Annotated in this window: 23 protein-coding genes; 13 read left to right on the top strand and 10 right to left on the bottom strand. The window is 68.6% G+C overall.

The annotated features are described in order from the left end of the window. Positions 1 to 31: 31 nt before the first annotated feature. Positions 32 to 1,333: a vanadium-dependent haloperoxidase gene (locus MRBLMI12_RS11420; protein WP_363356591.1), complete on the top strand. Its 1,302-nt coding sequence runs from the start codon at positions 32 to 34 to the stop codon at positions 1,331 to 1,333. 54 nt (positions 1,334 to 1,387) lie between these two features. On the opposite strand, the gene MRBLMI12_RS11415 is transcribed toward MRBLMI12_RS11420, so the two are convergent. Continuing rightward, the gene (locus MRBLMI12_RS11415; protein ID WP_363356590.1) at positions 1,388 to 1,963 is read right to left on the bottom strand and encodes a dihydrofolate reductase family protein; all 576 of its coding nucleotides are present in this window, start codon (positions 1,961 to 1,963) and stop codon (positions 1,388 to 1,390) included. 195 nt (positions 1,964 to 2,158) lie between these two features. On the opposite strand from MRBLMI12_RS11415, the gene panD reads away from it, so the two are divergent. The 7 genes from panD (at position 2,159) to MRBLMI12_RS11380 (ending at position 10,485) form a co-directional block, all read left to right on the top strand. Beyond that, on the top strand, positions 2,159 to 2,545 hold the full coding sequence (panD, locus tag MRBLMI12_RS11410; protein ID WP_363356589.1) for an aspartate 1-decarboxylase: 387 nt from the start codon (positions 2,159 to 2,161) through the stop codon (positions 2,543 to 2,545). A gap of 83 nt (positions 2,546 to 2,628) precedes the next feature. Next, complete coding sequence (locus MRBLMI12_RS11405) at positions 2,629 to 4,101, top strand: pyridoxal phosphate-dependent decarboxylase family protein (protein ID WP_363356588.1); 1,473 nt, start codon at positions 2,629 to 2,631, stop codon at positions 4,099 to 4,101. Further along, positions 4,098 to 5,423 (top strand): lysine N(6)-hydroxylase/L-ornithine N(5)-oxygenase family protein, encoded by a 1,326-nt coding sequence (locus MRBLMI12_RS11400; RefSeq protein ID WP_363356587.1) that lies wholly within the window; start codon positions 4,098 to 4,100, stop codon positions 5,421 to 5,423. Before MRBLMI12_RS11405 ends, MRBLMI12_RS11400 begins: the two co-directional genes overlap by 4 nt. Beyond that, complete coding sequence (locus MRBLMI12_RS11395) at positions 5,423 to 5,986, top strand: GNAT family N-acetyltransferase (RefSeq protein WP_414686219.1); 564 nt, start codon at positions 5,423 to 5,425, stop codon at positions 5,984 to 5,986. Before MRBLMI12_RS11400 ends, MRBLMI12_RS11395 begins: the two co-directional genes overlap by 1 nt. Further along, complete coding sequence (locus MRBLMI12_RS11390) at positions 5,983 to 7,770, top strand: IucA/IucC family protein (protein WP_363356585.1); 1,788 nt, start codon at positions 5,983 to 5,985, stop codon at positions 7,768 to 7,770. The genes MRBLMI12_RS11395 and MRBLMI12_RS11390 overlap by 4 nt, the downstream gene beginning before the upstream one ends. A 4-nt stretch (positions 7,771 to 7,774) precedes the next feature. Next, on the top strand, positions 7,775 to 9,883 hold the full coding sequence (locus MRBLMI12_RS11385) for a penicillin acylase family protein (protein ID WP_363356584.1): 2,109 nt from the start codon (positions 7,775 to 7,777) through the stop codon (positions 9,881 to 9,883). Continuing rightward, on the top strand, positions 9,880 to 10,485 hold the full coding sequence (locus MRBLMI12_RS11380) for a GNAT family N-acetyltransferase (protein ID WP_363356583.1): 606 nt from the start codon (positions 9,880 to 9,882) through the stop codon (positions 10,483 to 10,485). The genes MRBLMI12_RS11385 and MRBLMI12_RS11380 overlap by 4 nt, the downstream gene beginning before the upstream one ends. Positions 10,486 to 10,497: 12 nt before the next feature. Here MRBLMI12_RS11380 and MRBLMI12_RS11375 read toward each other — a convergent pair whose 3' ends face one another. Both MRBLMI12_RS11375 and MRBLMI12_RS11370 read right to left on the bottom strand, forming a co-directional pair. Next, positions 10,498 to 11,169 (bottom strand): response regulator transcription factor, encoded by a 672-nt coding sequence (locus MRBLMI12_RS11375; protein ID WP_363356582.1) that lies wholly within the window; start codon positions 11,167 to 11,169, stop codon positions 10,498 to 10,500. Continuing rightward, positions 11,169 to 12,989, bottom strand: coding sequence for a sensor histidine kinase (locus MRBLMI12_RS11370; protein ID WP_363356581.1), 1,821 nt, complete (start codon positions 12,987 to 12,989; stop codon positions 11,169 to 11,171). The genes MRBLMI12_RS11375 and MRBLMI12_RS11370 overlap by 1 nt, the downstream gene beginning before the upstream one ends. Positions 12,990 to 13,130: 141 nt before the next feature. On the opposite strand from MRBLMI12_RS11370, the gene MRBLMI12_RS11365 reads away from it, so the two are divergent. Then, complete coding sequence (locus MRBLMI12_RS11365) at positions 13,131 to 13,874, top strand: hypothetical protein (protein WP_363356580.1); 744 nt, start codon at positions 13,131 to 13,133, stop codon at positions 13,872 to 13,874. Positions 13,875 to 13,947: 73 nt separating this feature from the next. Here the strand turns inward: MRBLMI12_RS11365 and MRBLMI12_RS11360 are convergent, their stop codons facing one another. Further along, positions 13,948 to 14,658: an alpha/beta fold hydrolase gene (locus MRBLMI12_RS11360; protein ID WP_363356579.1), complete on the bottom strand. Its 711-nt coding sequence runs from the start codon at positions 14,656 to 14,658 to the stop codon at positions 13,948 to 13,950. 203 nt (positions 14,659 to 14,861) lie between these two features. Between MRBLMI12_RS11360 and MRBLMI12_RS11355 the strand changes: the two genes are divergently transcribed. The 3 genes from MRBLMI12_RS11355 to MRBLMI12_RS11345 all read left to right on the top strand — a co-directional run bounded on the left by MRBLMI12_RS11355 (position 14,862) and on the right by MRBLMI12_RS11345 (position 17,394). Further along, positions 14,862 to 15,518 (top strand): GntR family transcriptional regulator, encoded by a 657-nt coding sequence (locus MRBLMI12_RS11355; RefSeq protein WP_363356578.1) that lies wholly within the window; start codon positions 14,862 to 14,864, stop codon positions 15,516 to 15,518. A 134-nt stretch (positions 15,519 to 15,652) separates the two neighbouring features. Then, positions 15,653 to 17,230, top strand: a complete 1,578-nt coding sequence (locus tag MRBLMI12_RS11350) for a sodium-dependent transporter (protein ID WP_363356577.1) — start codon at positions 15,653 to 15,655, stop codon at positions 17,228 to 17,230. After that, positions 17,227 to 17,394 carry a MetS family NSS transporter small subunit gene (locus tag MRBLMI12_RS11345; RefSeq protein ID WP_363356576.1) on the top strand — a complete coding sequence of 56 codons (168 nt, stop codon included), beginning with the start codon at positions 17,227 to 17,229 and terminating at the stop codon, positions 17,392 to 17,394. Before MRBLMI12_RS11350 ends, MRBLMI12_RS11345 begins: the two co-directional genes overlap by 4 nt. Before the next feature lie 112 nt (positions 17,395 to 17,506). Here the strand turns inward: MRBLMI12_RS11345 and MRBLMI12_RS11340 are convergent, their stop codons facing one another. The 6 genes from MRBLMI12_RS11340 to MRBLMI12_RS11315 form a co-directional block, all read right to left on the bottom strand. Beyond that, positions 17,507 to 17,965, bottom strand: coding sequence for a GyrI-like domain-containing protein (locus tag MRBLMI12_RS11340; protein WP_363356575.1), 459 nt, complete (start codon positions 17,963 to 17,965; stop codon positions 17,507 to 17,509). Positions 17,966 to 18,190: 225 nt separating this feature from the next. Continuing rightward, a complete protein-coding gene (locus MRBLMI12_RS11335; protein ID WP_363356574.1) occupies positions 18,191 to 19,162 on the bottom strand; it encodes an alpha/beta hydrolase in 972 nt (323 codons plus the stop codon). Between the two features lie 173 nt (positions 19,163 to 19,335). Then, positions 19,336 to 20,250, bottom strand: coding sequence for a DUF6544 family protein (locus tag MRBLMI12_RS11330; RefSeq protein WP_363356573.1), 915 nt, complete (start codon positions 20,248 to 20,250; stop codon positions 19,336 to 19,338). A 34-nt stretch (positions 20,251 to 20,284) separates the two neighbouring features. Further along, entirely contained in the window at positions 20,285 to 20,719 is a 435-nt protein-coding gene (locus MRBLMI12_RS11325; RefSeq protein ID WP_363356572.1) for a hypothetical protein, read from the bottom strand. 166 nt (positions 20,720 to 20,885) lie between these two features. Continuing rightward, positions 20,886 to 21,938: an aldo/keto reductase gene (locus MRBLMI12_RS11320; protein WP_363356571.1), complete on the bottom strand. Its 1,053-nt coding sequence runs from the start codon at positions 21,936 to 21,938 to the stop codon at positions 20,886 to 20,888. Beyond that, entirely contained in the window at positions 21,935 to 22,792 is an 858-nt protein-coding gene (locus MRBLMI12_RS11315) for an aldo/keto reductase (RefSeq protein WP_349426104.1), read from the bottom strand. The genes MRBLMI12_RS11320 and MRBLMI12_RS11315 overlap by 4 nt, the downstream gene beginning before the upstream one ends. Positions 22,793 to 22,919: 127 nt before the next feature. Here MRBLMI12_RS11315 and MRBLMI12_RS11310 point away from each other — a divergent pair, with 127 nt between their 5' ends. Beyond that, a complete protein-coding gene (locus MRBLMI12_RS11310; RefSeq protein WP_363356570.1) occupies positions 22,920 to 23,816 on the top strand; it encodes a LysR family transcriptional regulator in 897 nt (298 codons plus the stop codon). The last annotated feature ends 74 nt before the right edge of the window (positions 23,817 to 23,890 follow it).

Raw genomic sequence — 23,890 nt, 5'->3', positions numbered from 1 at the left:
AGGACTACGCAAGCGCACACTCGGCACGGTCATGCTCACAGCTCTCGTCGCGCTGGTGGCAACAGCGCTCGGCGCCGCGCCCGCGGTGGCACAACCGCAGCATTCCGACGCGGTGCGAGTCTGGAATCTCCATGCTTCGGACGCGCTGATCAACGCCACAGGGGCGGATATCCCCGGTGCCGCTCAGGCGCCGCCGGTCTCGCAATTGCACCTCGCGATGGTGCAGGGAGCCGTCTACGACGCGGTCAACGCGATCGTCGGCGGATACCAGCCCTACCTGCCTGATCTTCCACCGGTGTCCCGGTCGGCGTCGCAGGACGCCGCCGTCGCCACCGCCGCGCACCACGTGCTGGTCGGCTTGGGGATCGGACTGGTACCGGCGTTGCCGCAGGCGGTCCGGGACCGGCTTGATGGCCTCTATGCCGCCGCGCTCGCAAGCATCCCCGCCGGCGATGCCAAGACCGAGGGGGTGGCAGCAGGCGCAGCCGCCGCAGCGGCCATGCTCGAAGCACGAACCGATGATGGCCGCTACGCGCTGTCTCCCACCGGCGGGCCCATATTGTGGCAGGTCGGCACCGGGCCCGGCGAATGGCGTCCCATTTCGCCGCCGGAGCCCAGCAACGCCCTTGCCTGGGTGAGCGCGGTCGATCCGTTCACGCTTGAGAGCACATCCCAGTTGCGGACGGCAGGGCCGAACGCACTGACCAGCCGAGACTACGCAAAGGACTACAGAGAGGTGAAGGACCTCGGAGCGATCGACAGCCGCCGCACCGCCAAGCAGAACCTCGTCGCCGACCTGTACACGGCGCACCCGCCGGAGTTGTTCAACCGCACATTCAGGGCGATATCCGAAGCGGAGGGACTCACGCTCGCCGAGGAAGCCCGTCTCTTCGCCATGTTGAACCTGGCCACTGCAGACAGTGTCATCAGCTGCTTCGACGACAAGGCGTTCTGGAACTTCTGGCGTCCGGTGACCGCCATCCACGAAGGCGACAATGACGGCAACCGCAAGACCGTGGGCGATACAGAATGGGCGCCGCTCCTCGCAGTTCCGCCGTATTCCGAGCATCCATCTGGCTACAACTGTGTCTCGGCGGCATACATGCACGCTGGCATGGCCTTCTTCGGCACCGACAGGATGAACTTCAGTGTGGTGAGGATCGCGACCGGTGCGACGCGCGAGTACAAGCACTTCAGTGCCGTGGTCGACGACACCATCGACGCGCGCGTGTACCAAGGTCTCCACTTCCGGGAGGCCGAGGTCCAGGGCGCAGGGATCGGTGAAGGCGCCGCCCGCTGGCTTGATCGGCACTTCCTTCAGCCAGTGAAGTGACCCGACCCGGCCGTTACGGCAGGAACGGAACGGATCCAAGAGGAATGAGCCGGATCAGGCACCGGCCCCGGGAGGTCCGTCCAGGACGGTGGGAATGTACTCCAGCAGTTGGAGCTGGCCGTCGAAGGTACGGCTCTGCACGAGTTCGAGGGACAGGTCCGGATAGCCGTCGAAGATGCGCTCCTTCCCGGTCTTCCCGGTGATCACGGGGAACACGACCACGCGGAAGCGGTCTACGAGCCCGGCAGCGATCAGCGACCGGCTCAGGCTGAGACTGCCGAGCGTATGCAGCTCGGCAGACTCGACGTCCTTCATCTCTCTGACGGCGGCGATCGCGTCGCCACGAACCAGTTCGGAGTTGGGCCACGACAGTGGCTCGGTGAGGGTGGAGGAGAACACCACCTTGCGCGCAGTGTTCAGCGCCACGGAACCGGGATCGTCGTTCTGACCCGCGAACTCCGCCATCAGCCGGTAGGTCGTCGCGCCCATGAGGTGAATGACCTCCTGCTGACCGTCCTCCCCCAGCCAGTCAAGGTACTCGGGGCCTTCCATACCCCAGAAGCCGGGCCAGCCCTCGGCGGCACCATAGCCGTCGAGCGAAATGATGTAGTCCACCATCAACGTTGACATCGCACTGTCCTCACTTTCGGAACCGACTCATCGCTCGTCTCACGTCGATACTAACCCGAACATAGGTGTTCGGGATAGTGCACATGTGACGCTGTCCTGGGCGACGTAGCGCGGGCTCGCTGTGTTCCGCGGCCACTCCCGGGTCCCTTATTCTTGGATGCAGTCCATCAATCGCGTCGAATGGGACGGACGTCAGTGCTTCGAACGATGCTCAAGTCCAAGCTGCACCGGGCGACCGTGACCGGCAGCGACCTCAACTACGTCGGTTCCATCACCATCGACGCCGACCTCCTCGCACTCGCCGACATCCTCGAGAACGAACAGGTCCACGTGGTGGACGTGAACAACGGCGCCCGCTTCGAGACCTACACGATCGCGGGCGAGCGAGGCTCGGGAGTGGTGCAGATCAACGGCGCGGCGGCACGGCTCGTGCACACCGGGGACGTCGTCATCGTGATGTCGTACGGCCAGTACGAGCGTGAAGAGCTGACGCGCCATCGACCGATCGTCGTCGACCTCGGCGAGGAGCGGGATGGCGTCGCCGCCAATACGGCCGTCCGGGTGCTGGCGACCGCGGGGTAGCGAACCGGACGATGACGTCCGAGTTGACACCCTCACCAGGATCGTAGAAGTTAGGTAAGCCAAACCTAACTGAAGGAGTGCTGGTGCACGAGTTGCTGACACGCCCCACTGCCGACCTCTATCGTTCGCTCGTCGCTCAGACCTCGTCCCGAGTGGCGACGCGCTTCGAGACGGTGACCCAGCCGTTCTCCGGCGCGGCGCGCTCGGATCTGCAGGAACTCGTCGACGGCGTCGCGCTCGACGCCGACGGCGTCGGGACTGCCCGCGCCATCCGCGAGATCGATCAGCTGTTCCTCGAGCACGCCGTCTGGTTCCACCACCCGTCCTACGCGGCGCACCTCAACTGCCCGGTCGCGCTGCCTGCAGTCGCTGCCGAGACCGTCCTCGCGGCTGTGAACACCTCGGTCGACACCTACGACCAGTCCACGGTCGGCACCCTCATGGAACGCCGTCTGCTGACGTGGACCTCGGACCGCATCGGGTTCGCGCACGGCAGTGGGGTGTTCACGTCGGGTGGCACGCAGTCGAACCTCCATGCCCTCCTCCTCGCTCGCGAAGCCGCGCTCGCGCGGACGGAGCTCGCGCGTCCGCGGGCGCTTGCGCGTCTGGTCGTTTTCGCGACGGCGTCGAGCCACTTCAGCGTGGGCAAGTCGGCCATGCTTCTCGGCTTGAGCGAAGACGCGGTGATCGCCGTGGCCGACGATGGCGAGGGACGCATGGATGCCGCGGCCCTGGCTGTCGCGCTGCGCGAGGCCGAGGCATCCGGTCGCCTTCCGATGGCGGTCGTCGCGACCGCCGGCACCACCGACCGCGGTGTCATCGACCCGCTCGCACCGATCGCGGACGTGTGCGACGCCGGCGGCGCATGGCTGCACGTCGATGCGGCGTACGGGTGCGGGCTCCTCGTCTCACCCCGCCGCCGGCACCTCCTCGCCGGGATCGAGCGGGCCCGATCGGTCACCGTCGACTTCCACAAGAGCTTCTTCCAGCCGGTCTCGTCGAGCGCGCTGCTGGTGCGCGAACCGCGAGACCTCTCGGCGGGCGCGTGGCATGCCGACTATCTCAATCCGCTCGAGAACGAGGAGCCGAACCAGGTCGATGTGTCGCTGCAGACGACGCGCCGCTTCGACGCGCTGAAACTGTGGGTGACGCTGCGGGCCGTCGGCGCGGAGCGTCTGGGCGAGATGTTCGACACCGTCATCGACCTCGCGCGGCAGGTGAGCGACGAGGTCGCCGCCGATCCCGAGCTGGAGCTCGTCGGCCGGACGCAGCTGAGCACGGTGCTGTTCCGTGTCCGGCCGGACGGAGCGGATGCCGCGACGCAGGACGCCCTGGTGGCGGGGGTCCGGCGGGTCCTGTTCGAGTCGGGGCGCGCGCTCGTCGCCAAGACGGTGATCGACGACCGCCCCTGCCTGAAGCTCACCCTGCTGAACCCCGAGACCACGGTCGACGACATCCGCGGGGTCCTGGCGATGGTGAAGGATGCCGCGACCACGCTGGCGGGGATCGCCCCGGAGTTCGACGAGCTTCTCGCCGATGCGGAGGCGAACGCATGACCGGGCACGTGCACGACGTCGTCGGGGTCGGGATCGGGCCATTCAACCTGGGCCTGGCGTGCCTCGCCCAGCCCACGGAGCTCGACGCGGTGTTCCTCGACCGCAGCGATGGGTTCCGGTGGCATCACGGCATGATGATCGAGGGCGCGACAATCCAGGTGCCGTTCCTCGCGGACCTCGTCACGATGGCCGACCCGACGTCGGAGTTCTCCTTCGTCAACTGGCTCAAGCACACCGGCCGGCTGTACCCGTTCTACATCCGTGAGAGCTTCTATGCGCTGCGCGCCGAGTACGACGCATACTGCCGGTGGGCCGCGGATCGGCTGCCGAACCTGCTCTGGAATCACGAGGTCGTCGCCATCGAGCATGACCTCGACGACGACGTCTACGTCGTCCGCGCCATGCGCACCGACACCGGCGAGCAGAGCGAGCTGCGGGCGCGCCACGTGGTGCTCGGCGTCGGCACCCGGCCGACCATTCCACCGCCGCTGCGCGGCATCGACGGCCCCGCGATCCACAGTTCGGACTACGTCGACCGCCGCGACGAGCTGCGCGCGTCGGACTCGATCACGGTGGTCGGCAGCGGGCAGTCGGCCGCGGAGATCTACCGCGACCTGCTGGACGGCGTGCGCGAGGGCGGGTACCGACTGGACTGGATCACCCGTTCGCCGCGGTTCTTCCCGATGGAGTACACCAAGCTGACGCTGGAGATGACCTCGCCGGAGTACACCGATCTTTTCCACGCCCTCCCGCTCGGCATCCGACAGCACCTCGGCCGTGAGCAGCGCAGCCTCTACAAGGGGATCTCGGGCGAGCTCATCGACGACATCTACGACACCCTCTACCGCCTCAGCGCCGACGGCCCGGTGCCGACCACGCTCCTGACCGACACGGAGGTGACGTCGGCCGAGTGGGAGGGCGATCGCTACCGCCTGCGCCTGCGCCACGGGCAGCTCGACCGCGAGCACGAACGCGAGACGGCCTCCCTCGTGCTCGCCACCGGCTATGCCGCAGAGACGCCGCCGTTCCTCTCCCCCGTGGCCGAGCGCCTCGACCACGACGCTCTCGGGCGTCTCGCGGTCGCCCGCGACTACAGCGTCGACGGCGGCCGCGGCCGGGTGTTCGTGCAGAACGGCGAGGAGCACACCCACGGCCTCACGGCACCCGACCTCGGTTTCGGGGCGTGGCGCAATTCGTCGATCCTCGCGTCGATCATCGGCCGCGAGGTCTATCCGATCGAACGCCGCATCGCCTTCCAGGACTTCGGTGTCCCCGCCGACGCGTTCGAGACGGCGAGCGCGGGATCCGGGGTGACACGATGATGGCGTCCGTGTCGCTCGTCGCCGCCGACCCGCGCCGGGACGCACCCGTGCTGCAGCGGTGGCTCGCCGACCCGCACGCCTCGTTCTGGGAGATGGGCGGTCACGACGTCGACGCCGTCTGCGACTATCTCGCGAGCGTGGTCACCGACCCGTACCAGGATGCCTGGCTCGGGCTGGTGGACGGCGTGCCGACCTTCTTCGCCGAGACGTACGACCCGGCGCACGTGCTGCTGAGCGGCATCCATGACACAGTCCCCGGCGATCTGGGGATGCATGTGCTCATCGCGCCGCCCGGCGACCACCCCCGGCACGGCTTGACCGACGCGGTGTTCGCCGCCGTCATGGCGTGGTGCTTCGACGAACTCGGCGCAGAGCGCGTCGTCGTCGAACCGGACGCCCGCAACCACCTGATCCGCCGTAAGAACGTGCGTGCCGGATTCACCGAACTGCGCCACGTGACGATCGAGGACGGCGCCCACAGCAAGGCGGCCGTGCTGTCGGTGTGCACGCGCGACGACTATCGACGTTCTGAACTGGCCGCCACCGGAAAGGCACTCGCATGATCTCTCCCGCCTCGCACCTCTCCCCCGTGGCGCTCGCCCGGGCCCAGCGCCACCTCGTCGCGAAGGCGATCGCCGAGTTCAGCCACGAACGCCTGCTCAGCCCCGAACCGATGGTCGGGGGCTGGCGACTCGTCGTGCCGCACGCCGACGTCGAGTACCGGTTCCAGGCCGCCCGCACCGAGCTCGAGCATTGGATCGTCGACGAGGCGAGCCTGCGCCGTCTCGTCGACGGCGAACCGGCCGAACTCGACGCCCAGGCGCTCATCCTCGAGCTGCAGCCGCTGCTCGGCCTCTCCGACCAGCTGCTGCCGATCTACCTCGAGGAGATCGCATCGACGCTCGCCGGCGCCGCGTTCAAGATCGCGCGGGGCGGGCCGTCCGCCGACGAGCTCACCACGGCGGACTTCCAGACCATCGAGGCCGCCATGACCGAGGGCCACCCCGGCTTCGTCGCCAACAACGGGCGCATCGGATTCGGCGTGTCCGACCACGCCGCGTACGCCCCCGAGTCCGGCCGCCCGTTCCGGCTGGTGTGGCTCGCCGCCCGCCGGTCGCTCTCGCACCTCGCGCTCGGCGCCGGCCTCGACGAGACATCTCTCCTCTGCCAGGAGCTCTCGCCCGCAGAGCGCGCCCGGTTCGCAGCACGCCTCGCGGAGATCGGCGAAGATCCCGACGGGTACCACCTGCTCCCCGTGCACCCGTGGCAGTGGGAGAACCGGATCTCGATCACGTTCGCTCCCGACATCGCCCGCCGCGATCTCGTCCTCATCGGGGAGAGTGCCGACGAGTACCGCGCCCAGCAGTCGGTGCGCACCATGTTCAACACCACCCACCCCGACCGCCACTACGTCAAGACGGCCCTCGCAGTGCAGAACATGGGCTTCCTCCGGGGCCTGTCGCCGGCTTACATGCGCGTCACACCCGCCATCAACGACTGGGTCGCCGACCTCGTCGCCGGCGACGCCACGCTCCGGGAGTCCGGCTTCCGCGTGCTGCGGGAGCGCGCGTCGATCGGCTACACCGGCGACGCGTACCACCGCACCCCGACGCCGTCGGCGCACCGCAAGATGCTCGCGGCGCTCTGGCGCGAGAGCCCGATTCCCCTCATCGCTCCCGGCGAGCGTCTCGCCACCATGGCATCGCTGCTGCACCGCGACGCCTCCGGTCGCTCCTTCGCCACTTCCCTCGTGCGCGCGTCGGGCATCCCGGCGACGCAGTGGGTGCGGGCGTACCTGCGCGTGTACCTGCGCCCGCTCGTGCACTCCCTGCTCGCCCACGACCTCGCGTTCATGCCGCACGGTGAGAACCTCATCCTGATCCTCGAGGGTCACGTGCCCACCGGGGTGTTCATGAAGGACATCGGCGAGGAGGTCGCGCTGCTCGCCGATCGCGCCGTACCCGACGACGTCCGCCGCATCGTGTCACCCGTCGACGACGAGGAGAAGGCGCTCGCGATCTTCACGGACATCTTCGACGGGGTGCTGCGCCACCTCGCCGGCATCCTGCATGTCGACGGCACGCTGCCGGAGGCCGAGTTCTGGCGGATCGCCGCCGACATCATCGACGAGCACGCGGGGCAGCATCCCGATCTCGAGTCCCGCGTCGATCTGCGCGCCGACGTGTTCGCGCACTCCTGTCTGAACCGCCTGCAGCTGCGCAACACGCTGCAGATGGTTGACCTCGCCGACCAGTCGGCGTCGCTCATGTACGCCGGAACCCTGACGAATCCGATCGCGCGGTCGGGTGCGCCGATCGCGGCCGCGCGCGAGCTTCTGGAAGTCTGACTGCATGGCGAAGGTGTACCGCGACGACCTCGGCATCCCCCACATCCGCGCGACGGATGCCGGGGCACTCGCCGAGGCGCAGGGAGACGTCACCGCCCGCGACCGCGGCTGGCAGATCGAGGTCGACCGGCTGCGCGCAGCGGGCCGGCTGTCGGAGCTGATCGGCGAGGCAGGGCTCGCGTGGGACGTGTTCGCACGCCGCGCGCGGCTCGATGACACCGCGCGCAAAGCGCTGGCGGGAGCGGATGCCGAGACCCGCGCCTTCGTGACCCGCTACGCCGCTGGGGTCCGGCGCGGGATGACCGAGGTCGGTGGCGACGCAGCCGAGTTCCGCACGCTCGACGGGATCTTCGGCGACGCGCGACCGCTCGAGCCGTGGGCCGACCACGATCCGCTCGGCGTGCTCCACGTCGCGCATGCCCTGTTCTCCACGTTTCCGCTGCTGCTGTGGCGGCAGCACGTCGCCGACACCCTGGGCGACGCGTGGGTCGACGTGTTCGCGGGCTACGGCGACGGCGGCGACGGCGACGAGACCCTGCCCTCGTCGGGCAGCAATGCGTGGGCGCTGCACGGCTCGCGCACCGACAGCGGGATGCCGCTGCTCGCCGGCGACCCGCACCGCATCCTCGAGCTCCCCGGCGTCTACCAGCAGGTGCGGCTGGCGTGCGACGAGTTCGACGTCGTCGGGCTCGCGTTCCCCGGGGTGCCCGGAATCGCGCACTTCGGCCACACCGGCGACGCGGCGTGGGGCGTCACCAACTCCATCGCACACTCGGTCGACGTCTTCCGCGAGCGTCTGCGACCCATGGCCGGCGGATACGAGGCGCTCGGCCCCGATGGCTGGCGCCCCGTCGACGTCGAACGCACCGTCGTGCGCGTGCGCGGCGGGCGCGCCGTCGAGGTCGAGGCGCTCGAGACCGAACGCGGCACCGTGGTGACCGACCTGCGACCCGACGGCGGGGAGCTGGTCGGGTGGAGCATCCGCATGCCCGCACGGACGAACGCCGACCTCGGCGCCGGTGCGCTCCTCAGGCTGCTGCGCGCACGAACCGCCGAAGACGTGGTGGCAGCGTTCTCCGGCTGGGTCGATCCGGTCAACCGCGTGCTCGCCGCGGACCGCACCGGCACCGTGCTGTCGGCGACCGTCGGCACGACGCCCGAACGCACCCGCGATGAGCGCAGGCTTCCGCTCGACGCCGGCACGACCCTCCCGGCCGCCGACCGCGCCGGGGCCGCGCCCCGCGCCGTCGCCGACGTCGCCGCGGACGCGAACGAACGTCCCGCGGACGCAGCGATCGACCTCGGCTGGGCGTACCCGTCGTCGCACCGAGCCGACCGCATCCGCGTCCTGCTCGACGATCTCCGGCCGAGCTCCGTCGACGGATTCCTCCCGATCTGGGGCGACACCGCCGGCGGATCCGTGGCAGCGCTGCGCGCCATGCTGCCGTCGGGTGCACTGCCGTCGCGCGCGGCTGCGACGCGCGATCGGCTCACCGCCTGGGACGGGCGGATGGATGCCGCATCCGCCGCCGCCGGCACGTTCGCCGCCTGGCGGGCCGCCCTCGTGCGGCGAGTGGCCGCGCACCCCGCGCTGCGGGCGCTGCACAGGCCCCACGGGTTCGGGGCGGTGTTCGACCCGTGGCTCGGCGTCACCGGCCAGGTCGCCGCGGCGCTCGCACGACTCCTGGAGCATCCTGCCCTGCGCGACGACGTCCCCGCCCTGGTCGCCGCGGCGCTCGACGACGCCGCCGACGCGGCGAGCTGGGGGACGACGCATCGCCTCCTCCCGCTGCACGTCCTCGCGGAGGTGCCCGGCGCCGCGGATCCCGGCGCCGGCCTCGACGTTCCGCTCTCGGGAGACGGCGACACGGTGCGCTGCACGGGTTCGACCCCAGGGGTTACCGACCGGGCCTGGCGGGGATCGGTCGCACGGTGGGCGTGGGATCTCGCCGACCGCGAGAACAGCCGGTGGTCCGTCCCGTTCGGCGCGGCAGGCGACCCCGCCTCCCCGCACTTCGCCGACCAGCTGGCGGCCTGGACGGACGTCCGTCCTGTGCGCGTCCTCACCGACTGGACGCGCCTGCGCTCCGATACCCCGACCGGAGCAGCATGACGACGACATCCACCGCACGTCTCGCGACCGGGGTCCCCGGCGCCCTCGTGCACGCCGCCGACGTGCCCGGGCTCGGCCGACTCGAGGTGTCAGTGCTCGACCCCGTCGGCGACCTCGACACCATCCACCGCTGGGTGACCGCTCCCTCCGCCCGCTTCTGGGGCCTCGGCGACCTGACGCCCGACGCGCTCCGCGACCTGTACGCCTACGTCGACGGATTGACGACCCACCACGCGTTCCTGATCCGACGCGACGGCCTCCCGATCGTGCTTCTGCAGACCTACGAGCCTGAGAACGACCCGGTCGGCGAGGTCTACGAGGTGCAACCCGGCGATGTCGGCATCCACTTCCTCCTCGGCGACCGCGGCGCGCCCGCGACTCGGTTCACCACCCGCGTCGCGCACGCGATCGCAGGCTTCCTGTTCTCGCAGCCGGGTGCGAAGCGGATCGTGATCGAGCCCGACGTCGACAACGACCGCGCCCTCGCGCGCGCCGGCCTCTTCGGATTCACCCTCGGACCGCGCGTCGAGCTGCCGGGGAAGTCTGGGCGACTCGCGTTCCTCACACGTGAGGAGTGGAGAGAATCGGCGCACCCCATGTGAGGTCGCCGCGCATCAGTCGAGCGCCCGCCTCATCAGTCCGCAGTCGTACGCGAGCACGACGGCCTGCACCCGATCGCGAAGGCCGAGCTTCGCCAGGATCCGGGTGATGTGGGTCTTGACGGTCGCTTCGCCCATATAGAGCTGAGCGCCGATCTCCGTGTTCGACAGTCCCCGCGCGATCTCCTGGAACACGTCGAGTTCGCGCGCCGTCAAACCCGCCAACCGCTCCGGCACCCCGTCCACCGGGGCGGGCTGGTTGACGTAGGACTCCACCAGGCGTCGGGTGACGGACGGGGCGAACAGCATCGTCCCCTCGCGGGACGCGCGGATCGCGGCGGTGAGATCGGCGGGTGGAGTGGTCTTGAGGAGGAAGCCGCTGGCCCCGGCGCGCAGTGCGCGCAGAACGTAGTCGTCGAGATCGAACATCGTGAGCATCAGCACCCGCGCCTCCGGTCGGGCTTCGATGACGAGCCGGACGCCGTCGATACCGTCCACGCCGGGCATCTGCACGTCCATCAACACGACGTCGGCGCGGCATGCGACAGCCTCCCGTGCCGCCGACGCTCCGTCGACCGCCTCCCCGACCACGCGCAGGTCCGGTTCCGCGTCGATGATCGCCCGCAGGCCGCCTCGGATGAGGTGCTGGTCATCGGCGACCAGCACGCGGATGGTCGAATCGTCCATCACATCTTCACCGGTTCGATCGAGAGTGAGGCTTCGACGGTGAAGCCCTGTGCGTCCCACCCCGCGCGGAACGCCCCGCCTGCACCGTTCACCCGTTCGCCGAGACCCGTGAGCCCGAACCCCGGCGTCTCGTCGCCCAGGGCCGGCCCGTCAGGGGTGCGCGTCCCGTCATCCACGACACGAACACAGAGCTGTCCCTCATCCCGCGCCACGCTGATCCGGACATGCCGGGCGTTGGAGTGACGCACGACGTTCGTCAGGCTCTCCTGGACGATTCGATAGACGACACCGCGCAAGTGCGCGGGGATCGGCGCCTGCTCGAGCGAGATGTCGAGGCCCGTCCTGCGCATCCGGTCGACGAGGGCCTGGAGCGGCTCGGCGGTCGCGCTCGCGAGACCCGGACCGCCGATCGCACCGGAATCGAGCAGCTGAAGCATCATGTCGAGCTCTTCCAGAGTCTGCGCGGCGGCCTCGTCCACCGTCTTCAGCGCGCTCCTTGCGGCTGCAGAGTCGCGTTCGCGCAGTGCGGAGGCGGCCGAGGCCTGCATCACCATCACACCGACAGCGTGGCTCGTGACATCGTGCAGCTCGCGGGCGATGCGAAGTCGCTCCTCGCGGCGGGCCGATTCGACACGGGCATCGAGCTCAGCGCGCAACTCATCGGCGTGAGCGGAGGCGGCGCGGGCGACGCGATCATGCGCGGACCACTCGAACCCTGCGAACGCCGGCAGCGCGAGCAGCGCCAAAGTGAACTCCCAGTTCGCCGGATCATGGCGGGCACCCCAGACGGCGGTACCCGCGGCGAGCGCTCCGAAGATCCCCCACACCACGGGGCGCCGGGCCGAACCGGCCGACCATGCCAGCAGGACCATGCAGAAGAGGTTCCCGACGGTGGGCAGGATGCCGGTCAGCAGCGCGGCTGCCACACCGGCTGCGGCCGCACTGCACGCGAGGGTGGTGAACCGCCGCCGTACGACCACACAGGCCGGGAGCACCAATGCGAGTGCCCATGCCAGCGGCGCCGGTGGTTCCCACACCTGGTTCCAGAGCTCCCAGATACAGAGCACGAGCAGGGCGGCCGCGACGACGATGTTGACGACCCGCCCTCGAAGATCGCGGGCTTTCTTCGGGCGGTCGGGCACGGACTCGGACCGCAGGATCCCGAGGAGCCACCGCAACTCGGTGACGGCCAGTCGCCCTCGCTCGCAGACCGACTCGATCAGGCGCTCGTCCAGCTCGATTCTCGCTGAGGCGGCATCGGACCGCATTCCCTCGACCGCGCCGCGCAGGAGTGTCAGCGACTGTCCGCCCAGGCGCGCCCGTTCATCGGCCACGATCCGGGCCGCGACCGCCGCGGCATCCGCGGCCTGCAGCTCCGTCTCCGACGCTCTCGCGCGTCGAGCTCTCTGCGCGCGGAGCTGGACGACGCGACCGTAAGCGAAGAGGCACCCCGTCAGGACGACGGAGAAGGCGATCGATTGCGGAGTCCAGATCTCCACTGACGCGATCGCGAAGACGAGCGCAACGAGGCCGCCCCGCCACGGCGGGGCATATCTGCCCAGTGAATACACCCCGACGAAGAGGGGCGTCAGCCAGGCGGCGTTGCCCAGGGTGAGGCCGGTGACGGACAGCGTCACGTAGACCGCCGCCAGCAGCGCGCCGGCCGTGAGCGGTCGTTGCGGCATCACCACGATGAGTCCCCCCACCACCGCCGCAGCAGGCAGTCCCCACATCGTCGCCGGCAGCAGGTTGGCCGCCACGGTGAGTCCGCACAGCGCAGCGAGGACGGCATCCGCGACGGAAGGGCGGCGTAGCCACATGGCGCGAGCGTACTGCGGTGCCGACGGGACCGCATCAGACCCAGGTCTGACCCCGCATCCCCCCTCACGCGTTCGCCGGCGAGACTTTCGACCTAGACGGCCGGGCGTCTGGCCGGACGCGTCGACACGGGCAAGCCGGACATGATCACCACACACGCGGCTCACCCCGAGGCGCGGCGTCATCCGGAGGTAGTCATGCAACGCAGTGAATCGGTGCTTCGCTGGATCGGAGCGATCGGAATCGCGCTCGCCCCGTTCTGCATCTTCGTCATTCCGGGCTTGATGTACTCAGGCACGTTCGAGACCAATGAGGAGCAGTTCAGAGCAATCGCGGAAGGAAGCCATGGCGGTTACGAAGGGCAAGTGCTCCAGATCTTCGGTGCGGTGTTCGTGATGGCGGCCGCGCTCGGGATCGGAGGCTTCGTGATCGCACGAGGTCGCGGTCGGACACTCGGCGTCATCGGCCTGATCATCGGGATGCTGGGTGCGATCACGCTTCTTCTAGTGCTGGGATTCGAATCGGCCGTGCTCATTGCGCTGAAGTCCGCTACGGACACGGACGCTGCGGTCGCAACGGCTGTAGCGCTGTTCAACGGTCCGGTCTTCCTGATCCTGCTGATGGCCGGCCTCGGCGGGTACTCCCTGGCGCTGCCGATTCTCGCCCTCGCCCTCTGGCGCAGCGGGGTGCTGCCCATCATCGTTCCGCTGCTGTTCCTGCTGCCGCCGCTGTTCAGTCTCATCCCCTTCTCCGCGGACGTGCCCTACATCGTCCTCAGCCTGCTCGTGCTCCTGCCGTGCGTCTGGGCGACCGTGCAGCTGATCCGTCCGGTGCCCGTGGCGCGCGTCAGGCGTCGGGCTGGGGCGGAGGTCAGCGAGCCGACGTAGGACGTACGCCGCGATCGTCAAGAGGTAAGCCAGCTGAACTGCGGGGCACCGGCGAGTCCGGTGCCCCGCACTCTCAGTTACCGGTGCTTGCGGCGCCCTCTGCGGCGGCAGCGATGGTGTCGGCGACGACCCCGGCCTGCGTCACGTAGAGTGCGTGGCTGGCAGAGACGTTCGTGATCTTCGCGCCCGCCCGCGTGGCCATGTGCTGCAGCATCGCCTGATCGAACGACTTGTCCTCCGTGGCGATGACGGCCCACGTGGGCTTTGCGCGCCACGCAGCGTTCTTTACGGGCGTGTCGAAGACCGACATGTTGATCGGCACCTGCGCGTCCCGCAGGAACGCGGCGTCGGCGTCGCTCGCGTCGTGGGCGAAGCCGGTCTTGAACTTCTCCGAATTGAGGAAGCCGTAGCCGTCGTCGACGACATCGATGACGAACTCCGGCGTCGCGGCGAAACCCTCGTACTGCTGGGCGGTGGTCTCGCCGGCATCAGGTACCAGTGCCGAGACATAGACCAGCCCCGCGACCTTGGGGTGGACGCCGGCCTCGGTGATCACCGTGCCGCCCCAGGAGTGTCCGACGAGGATCGCAGGGCCGTCCTGTCGATCGAGGACCCGCGTGGTCGCGGCCACGTCATCCTCGAGCGAGGTGAGCGGGTTCTGCACAATGGCGACCTTGAAGCCCCGAGACGTCAGGTCGTCATAGACGCCACGCCAGCCCGAACCATCAGCGAAGGCGCCGTGCACCAGCACAACGTTCTTGATCTGCTGATCGGTGGTGCTCATTTCTCTTCCTTTCTGTCTCTCGTCCGGTGTGTCCGGAGCGAGTGCTCGCTAGCCGGCCGGGCCGACAGCAGCAATATATTGCATGTTGCACTCAGTAACAACGATGTCGGAGGTGCTATTCCGAGATGTCGGCGGCCCGGGTCATGCCCGCCGCTGACTGCCCTGACTTGACTGATGGTGGGATTCTGTGTGCAATACATCGCATGCCCATCCCGCAGAACTACCCACCAGTGGGCCGCTCGCTCCTCCGCGATGACGTCTATGTACGACTGCGGGACGCGATCGTCGATGGCACGTTCGCGCCCGGCGAGAGTCTCCGGGACGGCGAGCTCGCGGAATGGCTCGGCGTGAGTCGGACGCCGGTACGCGAAGCGCTTCTGCGGCTCGCAGCGAGCGGACTGATCGTGGCCCGGCCGGGACGCTCGACGGTCGTGGCGGAGATGGAAGAGGCCACCGTGCGCCACGCCCGTGACGTCGTCGCCGCGATGCACGAACTCGCCGCGCGTCTGGCAGTACCCGACCTGGCCCCCTCGGTCCTCGAAGAGATGCGTGCGGCCAACGAGAGGTTCTCAGCGGCCGTGGAGTCCGGCGACGCGATCGCCGCCGTCGAAGCCGACGACGAGTTCCACGGAGCGCTCGTCCGGGCGTCCGGCAATCCCTCGCTCGCAGCTGTGCTCGAACAGTTCGAGCCCGTCGTGCGGCGGGCCGAGTTCCTGCGCTTCGTGTCGATCGACCGATTCACCTCGCGCGAACGCCACGCCGCATTGATCGCGATGTGCCAAGCCGCGGATGCCGAGGGCGCGGCCGCGCTCGCGTTCCAGACGTGGCACAGTCTTCCCGTCGCCGAACCACACCGGTAGGCACCCGGACTGCCGGGACCCGCCGGATACGGGCACGCGCGTCGACCCTTGGGTACGCGTGCTTTCTTGTCTAGCCTGAGGCGTATCGACCGGTGCGACGACCGTCGTACCGGGCCGGATGTCGAGGAGATCCCATGTCCGCAGCACCCGCACCGCAGCCCTCAGCACCGCCCCGGGAGCAGTGGACAGGGCAGGTCGGGTTCATCCTCGCCGCCATCGGCTCCGCGGTCGGCCTGGGCAACATCTGGCGCTTCCCGGGTGTCGCGTACGAGAACGGCGGGGGCGCGTTCCTCATCCCTTACCTCGTCGCCCTGATCACAGCCGGCATCCCGATCCTGTTCCTCGACTACGCGATCGGCCATCGCTTCCGCGGATCCGCACCCACCGCGTTCCGCCGTCTGGGCGGGCCCAGATCGGGACGCTGGCTCGAGGGACTCGGGTGGTTCCAGGTGGCGATCGCGTTCGTGATCGGCCTGTACTACACGGTCGTCATCGCCTGGGCGCTCAGCTACTTCGTCTTCTCGTTCGACCTGCGCTGGGGCGAGGACCCCGCCTCGTTCCTCACCGGCGAGTACCTGCAGGTCGGCGATCCCGGCTTCTCCTTCGAGTTCGTGCCAGGCGTGTTGATCCCGCTCGCGATCGTCTGGATCGTGACCATCGCAGTCCTCGCCGCCGGTGTGGCCAAGGGAGTTCAGCGGGCGAATGTGATCTTCCTTCCGCTTCTGGTCGTGGCATTCGCGGTGCTGGTCGTACGTGCGCTCTTCCTTGACGGTGCGGCCGAAGGTCTCAACGCACTGTTCACGCCGAACTGGGAAGCGCTGGGGGATCCGAACGTGTGGATCGCCGCCTACAGTCAGATCTTCTTCTCGCTGTCGATCGCGTTCGGGATCATGATCACGTACGCGTCGTACCGCAAGCGCAAGGCCAATCTGACCGCGCCAGGGCTCGTGGTGGCGTTCGCGAACTCATCGTTCGAGATCCTTGCGGGAATCGGAGTGTTCGCCACCCTGGGCTTCTTCGCGTTCCAGCAGGGCGTGGCGGTGAGCGAGCTGGATGGGCTCACGGGCGTCGGGCTGTCGTTCATCACCTTCCCCGCGATCGTCTCGCAGATGCCCGGCGGACCGATCTTCGGGGTGCTGTTCTTCGGCTCCCTCACGATGGCCGGCTTCACGTCTCTGCTGTCGGTGCTGCAGGTCGTCTCCGCGGCGTTCCAGGAGAAGTTCGGCCTGTCACCCCGCCAGGCGGCCGTGCGCGTCGGCGGAGTGTCCGCCATCCTGTCGATCCTCATCTTCTCGACGACGACCGGCCTGCTGGCCCTCGACACCGCGGATCAGTGGGCGAACAACATCGGCATCGTCGCCTCGGCTGTTCTGTCGACCGTCTTGGTGGTCTGGGTGTTGCGGAAGGGCGGCGAGCTGCGGTTCCATCTCAATGCCGTCTCGACGTTCCGCGTGGGCAAGGTGTGGATCTTCCTCGTCGGCATCCTCGCACCCGTGGTGCTCGCCTACATGCTCATCTCCCGGACCATCACACTGATCGTCGACGGCTATGCGGACCTTCCACAGTGGTACCTCGGGCTCGTCGGCTGGGGAACGATCGCCTTCATCATCGTCGCAGCGGTCGCCTTCACGATGCTGCGGTGGAAACGCGACCCGGACGACTTCACCGCATGGCCCGAGTACGCTGTGCTCACCAAGGAGGGGCGCTCATGACCGGCATCGCCATCGCCTTCCTGCTGCTCGCCCTCGTTCTGGTCTGGGGTGGGCTGATAGCCAGCATCCTGTTCCTGAGATCGCGCCCCGAACTGGCCGCCTACCCCGCAGGCGGAGACGACGATCACCGGGAAGACGACGCACCGAGCATCCGCGACACCTGATCCGAGTCTGCGGCCCTGTCCCTTCCGAGGAGCGCAACGAGTTCGCTTTGCGGAGTCCGGACAGAGCGCGGGCACCTTCATGCACAGCCGCGGACAAGGCAGCGGCCGCTGATCAGTCGATCGGCCAGCAGATCTGTGTGCGCCACTTCGCGGGGTCCGGTTCGGCCCCGGGATCGGTGAGGTAGCTCTCCCACATCACGGCGCCGGGGGTGAGCTTCGCATCGGCGAAATAGTGCTCGACCGCGGAGTACGTGCTCTCCATCGTGTCGTACGGTCCGATGTGCATCGCTTCCACGACTCTTCCGCCTGGCAGACTGCCTGGCAGCACGCTGCCAGCGGGGGTGATGGTCGTCGCGACGGGGAAGCCGGCTTCGACGTCCACCATCGCATTCGGACGACCGTAGTACTTGCCGAACGGCGCTCCCGTCGGGTGTACGCCTTGATCCTGCAACGCTGCCATCGTGTCGCGGAACGCCCGAGAGAAGAACTCGGTCAACTCAGCCATCGGCACGTGTTCCCGGACAGCTGCCGTTTCTTGCTCGGGGTGCTCAGTGATCCGCATGTTCGTCATGTTGCACACTCTCGTCGCACGGCTGTGCGACGCGTGGGCCGAACGTCCCGCGACGCACAGTGGTGCGCCATGACCCCGCCGATTGCCGGGGAAGAGTTCTTCCCCGCCGGCCGTGTGAGTGTCTGCGAGGTGGCGCAGCAGGCCATGCTGCGCCGTTCCACTCATTCGTTGGTCGGAGTGGCGGGTGTCGTCGGAGACTCGCGCCCGAGGAGCCGGCAGAAGCCCTCACCGCAGCGATTCGACTGCCAGCGCGACATCCAGGAAGCCGATGATCACGTGCTCCCGCCAGCGGGCGGGGTCCGTGCGAAGTGCTGCCACGTGGCCGGCGCCCGAAACGACCCAGACCTGCACACGCGCGGGGGCGAGTGAAGCGAGCCGCACCGCGACCGACTCCTCGTCGGGGCGGTCTCCGGCCGCGACAAGCAGCATCGCCGTCGGCGCGGAATCGCGGACCGACTCCTCGAGCGTCGCCGGCGGATCGGCAGGCGTGAGCAGGTCCACGAAACCGTACGTCCCCGAGTCGAGAACGCCTTGCACGAGCCCGAGCGCACCATATTCGTCGGCGAGCCATGCGTTGTCCGCCGCCGTGCGACCCGTCGCACCCTCGGCCACCACCGCTCGGATCCGTCGGTCGACTCCGGCGGCACCGATGGCCTCCTCACCGCCCATCGAGAGCCCGACTACCCCGATTCGCCCCGCGTCGACATCCGCGCGACCCGCCAGAACATCGACGGCCGCCTGGATGTCGAGCTCGCCGTACCAGCCGAGATCCATGCCCAGTCCGCCGCTCTTCCCATGACCGCGGGCGTCCGTGGCCAGCACGCCATACCCGGCGTCGTTGAGCAGACGCGCGTGCTGCCTGACATCTGCGGTCGTGGATCCGGCTCCGTGGCGCAGCACGACGGCGGCGCCGTTGCGTGATGGGAGGTACCAGCCCGCCAAGCGTTCGCCGTCGGCGGAGGTCATCTCGACCCGTGTCGCATCGGCTGGCAGCGGGCCGTCGGACGATGCATGGGGCGGGTAGACCGCGGCCAGCGCAATCGACAGGCTGTAGAGCCCGGCGAGGATCGCCAGGCTCCAGGGAACGAAGATCAGGCGCGCCCAGCCGCGAGCCGCGTGGAACAGCAGCGTTCCGGCGATGGCGACGAGGGTCACCCCGACGACCAGAGCGACGACCGCCAGCGTCGTGCCCGCCACGCCGTTACCTGCACGTGGTAGACCGATGCCGAGTCCCACCGACAGCACGATCCAACCCAGCAGCGTGGCGACGATTGCGAAAAGCAGGCGAGGTCGAGAGGAGGTGAACGAACGCGTCGGCGGTCGCCCCGGCCTGCCGAGTGCAGGTCGCGGCGTGATCTCCGACGACGCCGTCATGATGTTGGCAGACGACGACCGGCCGGTCGTGTCGTCACCTTTTGACCAGCGTGATCGTGTGCGGTGTAGTCGATTGTGTCGATCGTGAACTCGAGGTACGCGAATTCTCCTTCCGGCTCGGGGGCATGCCAACGCGCTTCGCCATGGCTCGCGAGCATGTAGCCGTGCTGCTCAGCCATGCGCGAGATCGGGGTCGACCAGCGTTGACGTGCGAACGACGTGCCGCGGTCATCCGCACGACGGCGATCGTCGGACACGAAATCGACCAGGGCGCCGTCCTCGCCGAACGTCAGCTCGACGTGTATGTCTTCCCCATCGATATGGAAGACGGCGCGGGTGCGGCGGGCATCCACCTCCTCCCAGACGGCGTCCGCGAACGGCAGCACACCCGGGGCCAGCACGCAGATGTCGTTCACGACGGTGACACGCTCAGCTCGGCTCATAGCGGGGCCGGAGGCATCGACCACCGGGATGAGCGAACAGACTCTCGCCCGCATTGTCGCGTGGCCGCCGTCGTAGACGTGGAGTACGTCGACCGGCAGTCCTCTCATGGTCGCATCCATGAAGAACAGTCGGCGCCGCTTCCCCGCGAAGCTGTTGACCTGTTCCGCTGAGAACGGCATCCACGGCGCGTCGGGGCCGGAGCGGATCCGACCGTGCATGAACGCGTGCATGACGGTCACCCGGGGACGACCGATGGCGCCGCTGCGCCGCACATAGGTCGCAACCGGCGCCGGCAGATGACGCAGGTCTGCTTCGGTGACGACGGGTGTGGGCATCGAGGCCGACGCGCTGGTCACCACTTCAGCGATGCGGCGGCGGTACTCGCCGCGCAAACCCAGGGGGCCGCGAGAAACGAGGCCGTACGCAGCAGCACCCAGCAGCAGCACCGCGGTGGCGGCCACCGTCACTCGGCGAAGCATCCCGGGCCCCTCTCCCCGACCGTCAATCGGTGAGAGCCGCATCCGCGCGGACGTGCGCGATCGCCAAGAACCCGGTCGCAATGGCGGCGAACGGCGGCACGATGAGCGCGGCGAGCGGGATGCGGGTGGGGTCCGTACCGGTCACCATGGCGGGCAGAGCGATGGCCAGGACCGCGGCTGCCGCCCACACGAAGATGACCCCGAGGGCAAGCTCGCGTGCCCGGCTTCGCCGACCCGCCATCAGGACGTACCCGATCGCAGCGGCGGCCCAGGGCCAGATGGTAAGGGCCACGAGCGGGAGGTGTTCGTGCTCCCGGCCGGTGACCAAGTCGGGGGCGAACCGCGACGCGAGCACGGCGGCGATGACGATCGCCGCGACGGCGGTCATCGGGCGATCCCAGACGTCGTCCCAGCGCCGCGTTCCGGGTGATCCGGTCGAAGTCGCAGTGTCGTTCATCTCGTCACCTCCTTCGACGAGTCCACCGCATCCGCGATTCCAGCGTGAGGGCCGAAGGTCCCGCCGGGCTCCGCCTCCGCGGGGGCCGGCGTCAGTAGTCCGTCAGGTCAACCTGCACGAACCCGGCCGCACGCTCACCCGCCGGTGACGGTGACGGTCATCCCGCTCACCGGCCACCCCCGATGTTGCGGTGACGCTGTGCGATGCCCGGCGCACCGTACGGGTAGTCGTCGGCACGCGGCGCACTGGCCGCGGTCAGGCTCTCGAGCTCCGCGGCATCCAATTCGAGCGTGACCGCACCCATGTTGTCGCGAAGCTGCTCGACCGACCGCGCGCCGAGGATCACGGATGTCACCGCGGGCTGCGCGGCGAGCCAGGCCAGCGCGACCTGCGACGGCGACGCGGCGCGCTCCTCCGCGATGCCGGTGAGGGCGTCGATGATCTGCCAGGTGCGGGGATCGGCGTTGCGCTGCTGCCACGCCTCCATGCCGCGCTCCGGGTTCTCACCGAGCCGCGTCGTGCCGGTCGGGGACACGTCACGTCGATACTTGCCGCTGAGCCAGCCGCCGCCCAGCGGCGACCACGGCAGCAGCCCGATGCCGGCATCGAGAGCCGCGGGGACGATCTCGTGCTCGATGCCTCGCACGAGAAGGCTGTACTGGGGCTGCAGTGTCACCGGCAGGTTCCAGCCGTGCCGCTCCGCAAGCTGGGACGCTTTGGTGAGCTGCCAGCCCGTGAAGTTCGAGAAGCCGTAGTACCCGATCTTCCCCTGCGTGATCGCATCGTCGAGGAAACGCAGCGTCTCGTCGAGGGGGGTGATCGCATCCCAGGCGTGCAGCTGGTAGAGATCGATGTGCTCGACCCCGAGGCGACGCAGCGAAGCCTCGAGCGCAGTCCGAAGATGCCGTCGGGAGGTCCCGTGATCGTTCGGTCCGGCACCCATCGGGAACCGGCCCTTGGTGGCGATGACAAGCTGCGCTGCCTCGGCGGGGTGCGCGGCGAGCCATCGGCCGATGATCTCCTCGCTGCGACCGGCGCTGTAGACGTCGGCCGTGTCGATGAAGTTGCCGCCGCCGTCCACGTACGCGTCGATGATGGCGTGAGACGTCGTCTCGTCCGCCTCGGCACCGAAGGTCATCGTCCCGAGGGCCTGCTCGAAGACTGCGACTCCGCTGCGGCCGAGTGTGCGATAGCCGGCTGACTGCTGCGGTGCGCTCATGCGTTGAGTTCCTTGATCTGATCGTCGGTGAGGGTGATGTCGACGGCCCGTGCGGAGTCCTGGATGCTCGCGGGCCGCGAGGCGCCGGGGATCGGGATGACGACCGGCGCGAGCGCGAGCTCCCAGGCGAGGCAGACCTGCTGCCCGCTGACTCCGAGCTCCGCGCCGATCCGTTCGAACGCGGCGCCCTTCCCACCCAGGGTGCTGGCGCGGGCTATTCCTCCCAGTGGACTCCATGGCAGGAACGCGATGCCCAGTTCCGCGCAAAGCTCGAGTTCTGCCTGGCTGGATCTGAACGCCGGTGAGAACTGGTTCTGAACCGAGGCGAGGCGCCCGCCGAGGATCTCCTGCGCGAGCCGGATCTGGTCGGCGTTCGCGTTGGAGATGCCGGCCATCCGGATGACGCCTTCGTCGAGCAGGTCGCGCAGCGCACCGACCGAGTCGGCGTAGTCGACGTGGGGGTCGGGTCGGTGGAACTGGTAGAGGCCGATCGCTTCGACGCCGAGCCGCGTCGCGGAGGCTTTCGCCGCGCCCTTGATGTATTCGGGTCGACCGTCCAACGTCCAGCTGCCGTCTCCGGGGCGCAGGTGCCCGCCCTTCGTCGCCACCAGCACATCGCTGGTGTCGCCCCCGTAGGTCCCGAGCGCCTTCGCGATGAGGACCTCGTTGTGGCCGACCTCGTCGGCGTCGCGGTGGTACGCATCCGCGGTGTCGATGAGCGTCACGCCGACCTCGAGCGCGGCGTGGATCGTCGCGATCGAGCGGGCTTCATCCGGCCGGCCCTCGATCGACATCGGCATGCCGCCGAGACCGATCGCGCCGACCGCTACGTCTCCGATGAAGCGATGATTCATCTACATATCTCCTTGATCATGAGCTATTCAGTTGATCTGCTTTCAAGCTAGGTGCAGCCTTGCCATCTGTCCAACAGAAGAATATTGTCGATTTCACAACTGCCAATCATGAATGGATGGCCGACATATGGATCTGAGGCAGATGGAGTACTTCGTTGCGCTGGCCGAAGAGAATCAGTTCACGCGAGCAGCGGAGATCACTCGGGTGTCGCAATCCGGGCTGTCGGCAGCCATCAAGAGCCTGGAAGACGACCTCAACGCGAAGCTGTTCGTCCGCACGACGAGGCGGGTAGAACTGACACCGGCGGGGCATGCGCTGTTCCCTCATGCCCGCAATCTCCTCGCGGAGGCCAACGCCGGCCGGGACGCCGTCGCCGCGACGACGGCGGAATTCGCCGGCGCGTTGCGCGTCGGCGCCGAGCAGTGCCTCGGGTCGGTCAATGTGCCTGAGATCGTCGAGCGATTCCACCGCAGGCACCGTGAGGTGGAGATCAGCTTCACGCAGGCGGGCAGCGGCGATCTTCTCAAGCGGATGCGAAGCGGCGACATCGATCTCGCCTTCGTGGCGGGCACCTCCGAGACGACCGCCCCGCAACTTCGGCTCACGGGGCTGGACCATGTGACGCTCGCAACGGAGCCACTCGTACTGCTCACACCACCGGAGCATCCGCTCGCGTCACAGAAGTCCGTCGCGTGGAACGACCTCCAGGACCGCACCTTCATCGACCTCGACAGCACCTGGGCCATCAGGGTCGTCACCGACGAGATCTTCGCCAAACGAAGAATCCCGAGGCGAGTGGCCTTCACGGTCGGCGACATCCACGCTCTAGTCGACATGATCAACCGAGGCCTCGGTGTGGCGGTCGTTCCGCAGTCGGTGTCACGGAAGACAATCGCGGCGGACCTCCGCACGCTGAGTCTTGAGCAGCGTGACCCCGTCTGGACGGTGAGCGCCGCCTACGCCCACTCCGAGAGGACGTCTCACCTCACCACCGAGTTCCTCGGCCTCCTCGAGCCGCGCTAGGAAGGCGTCCTGATCCAGCCGCCCATCGTGAGCGCGAGATCGATCGTGCGGTCCACCTGCATTGGACGACCGGC

The organism is Microbacterium sp. LMI12-1-1.1 (genome assembly GCF_040676455.1).
Lineage (GTDB): Bacteria > Actinomycetota > Actinomycetes > Actinomycetales > Microbacteriaceae > Microbacterium.
The sequence above is the reverse complement of the archived record's forward strand: the minus strand, read 5'-3'. Positions and strand labels throughout refer to the sequence as shown.

Bases quoted from the DNA above. Each gene is read 5' to 3' on its own strand.
- MRBLMI12_RS11315 (WP_349426104.1), bottom strand. From the start codon at position 22,792: ATGAATCATCGCTTCATCGGAGACGTAGCGGTCGGCGCGATCGGTCTC.
- MRBLMI12_RS11365 (WP_363356580.1), top strand. From the start codon at position 13,131: ATGATCACCACACACGCGGCTCACCCCGAGGCGCGGCGTCATCCGGAG.
- MRBLMI12_RS11340 (WP_363356575.1), bottom strand. From the start codon at position 17,965: ATGACGAACATGCGGATCACTGAGCACCCCGAGCAAGAAACGGCAGCT.
- MRBLMI12_RS11355 (WP_363356578.1), top strand. From the start codon at position 14,862: ATGCCCATCCCGCAGAACTACCCACCAGTGGGCCGCTCGCTCCTCCGC.
- MRBLMI12_RS11310 (WP_363356570.1), top strand. From the start codon at position 22,920: ATGGATCTGAGGCAGATGGAGTACTTCGTTGCGCTGGCCGAAGAGAAT.
- MRBLMI12_RS11400 (WP_363356587.1), top strand. From the start codon at position 4,098: ATGACCGGGCACGTGCACGACGTCGTCGGGGTCGGGATCGGGCCATTC.
- MRBLMI12_RS11345 (WP_363356576.1), top strand. From the start codon at position 17,227: ATGACCGGCATCGCCATCGCCTTCCTGCTGCTCGCCCTCGTTCTGGTC.
- MRBLMI12_RS11320 (WP_363356571.1), bottom strand. From the start codon at position 21,938: ATGAGCGCACCGCAGCAGTCAGCCGGCTATCGCACACTCGGCCGCAGC.
- MRBLMI12_RS11375 (WP_363356582.1), bottom strand. From the start codon at position 11,169: ATGGACGATTCGACCATCCGCGTGCTGGTCGCCGATGACCAGCACCTC.
- MRBLMI12_RS11325 (WP_363356572.1), bottom strand. From the start codon at position 20,719: ATGAACGACACTGCGACTTCGACCGGATCACCCGGAACGCGGCGCTGG.
- MRBLMI12_RS11420 (WP_363356591.1), top strand. From the start codon at position 32: ATGCTCACAGCTCTCGTCGCGCTGGTGGCAACAGCGCTCGGCGCCGCG.
- MRBLMI12_RS11350 (WP_363356577.1), top strand. From the start codon at position 15,653: ATGTCCGCAGCACCCGCACCGCAGCCCTCAGCACCGCCCCGGGAGCAG.
- MRBLMI12_RS11385 (WP_363356584.1), top strand. From the start codon at position 7,775: ATGGCGAAGGTGTACCGCGACGACCTCGGCATCCCCCACATCCGCGCG.
- MRBLMI12_RS11395 (WP_414686219.1), top strand. From the start codon at position 5,423: ATGGCGTCCGTGTCGCTCGTCGCCGCCGACCCGCGCCGGGACGCACCC.
- MRBLMI12_RS11415 (WP_363356590.1), bottom strand. From the start codon at position 1,963: ATGTCAACGTTGATGGTGGACTACATCATTTCGCTCGACGGCTATGGT.
- MRBLMI12_RS11390 (WP_363356585.1), top strand. From the start codon at position 5,983: ATGATCTCTCCCGCCTCGCACCTCTCCCCCGTGGCGCTCGCCCGGGCC.
- MRBLMI12_RS11370 (WP_363356581.1), bottom strand. From the start codon at position 12,989: ATGTGGCTACGCCGCCCTTCCGTCGCGGATGCCGTCCTCGCTGCGCTG.
- MRBLMI12_RS11360 (WP_363356579.1), bottom strand. From the start codon at position 14,658: ATGAGCACCACCGATCAGCAGATCAAGAACGTTGTGCTGGTGCACGGC.
- MRBLMI12_RS11380 (WP_363356583.1), top strand. From the start codon at position 9,880: ATGACGACGACATCCACCGCACGTCTCGCGACCGGGGTCCCCGGCGCC.